General features: G+C 68.9%; 1 protein-coding gene. It reads left to right on the forward strand.

Annotated elements, in window-relative coordinates:
- Nucleotides 1–1,303: AMP-binding protein (locus ACWDTS_RS28105; protein ID WP_450119463.1), on the forward strand; the 1,303-nt coding region annotated here is incomplete at both ends.

Consider the following 1,303-nt stretch of genomic DNA (forward strand, 5'->3'; position numbering starts at 1 on the left):
CGTGCTGGCGCAGTGTGCGGTGGATGTGGGTGTGCGGGTTGGTGGGGTGTCGGTGTTGTCGTCGGTGGAGGCGGCGGTGTCGGTGGTGTCGGATGTGTCGGCGGTGGGGTCGTTGCCGTTGGGTCCGGGTGTGGGGTGTTCGTCGGTGTTGCCGGTGTTGTTCGCCGAGGCGGTGGCCGCGTTCGGTGATGCGGTGGCGGTGTCGTCGGATGACGGTGGTGAGGTGTCGTTCGCTCGGTTGGGGGAGCGGGTGTTCGGGGCTGCGGGGGTGTTGGCCGGGCTGGGGGTGTCGGCCGAGTCGCGGGTGGTGGTGTTGTTGCCGCGGTCGGTGGAGTCGGTGGTGGCGTCGTGGGCGGTGGTGTGTGCCGGTGGTGCGTTCGTTCCGGTGGATGTGGGGTATCCGGTCGAGCGGGTGGAGTTCATGGTCTCGGATGCCGATCCGGTGGTCGTGGTGACGTCTTCGGCTGTGGCGGAGCGTTTTTCGTCGGTGTTGTCGGCGTCGGGTGCGTCGGTGGTGTTGGTGGATGCGCCGGAGTGGTCGCGGGCGTCGGGGTCGGGGGTGCCGGCGGCGGGGGTGTCGGTGGTGCCGGGGTCGGCGGCGTATGTGATCTATACGTCGGGGTCGACGGGGCGGCCGAAGGGGATCGTGGTCTCGCACGAGGCGATCGTGAATCTGGTGCGGTGGCGGCAGTCGGAGTTCCCGGTGGGGGTCGGTGAGGTGGTGTTGCAGAAGACGTCGCCGAGTTTCGATCCGGCGGTGCCGGAGGTGTTGTGGCCGGTGTTGGTGGGGGCGCGGTGTGAGTTGATCCGTGAGGGTGGTGAGCGGGATCTGGAGTATCTGGGTCGGCGGATCGTCTCCTCGGGTGCGGTGTTCGTGGAGTTGGTGCCGACGGTGATGTCGGCGATGGTGGAGTCGGGGGTGTCGCTGGCGGGGTCGCGGTTGCGGTATCTGTCGGCCGGTGGTGAGGAGTTGACCTGGTCGGTGGTCGATCGGGTGTCGGCGTCGTGGTCGGTGCCGGTGTGGAACACCTATGGTCCGGCGGAGGCTGCGGTGGAGGTGACGTCGTGGCGGGCCGGGGTGCGGTCGGCGGGGTCGTCGGTGCCGATCGGGTTGCCGGTGGCCAATACGTCGGTGGTGGTGTTGGACGGGTGGTTGCGTCCGGTGCCGGTCGGTGTGGTGGGTGAGCTGTATCTCGGTGGGGTGCAGTTGGCGCGGGGCTATCACGCGCGGATGGGGTTGACCGCGTCGCGGTTCGTCGCCGATCCGTTCACTGCGGGTGGGCGGTTGTATCGGACGGGGGAT

The sequence above is a fragment of the Rhodococcus sp. NPDC003383 genome (assembly GCF_053589115.1).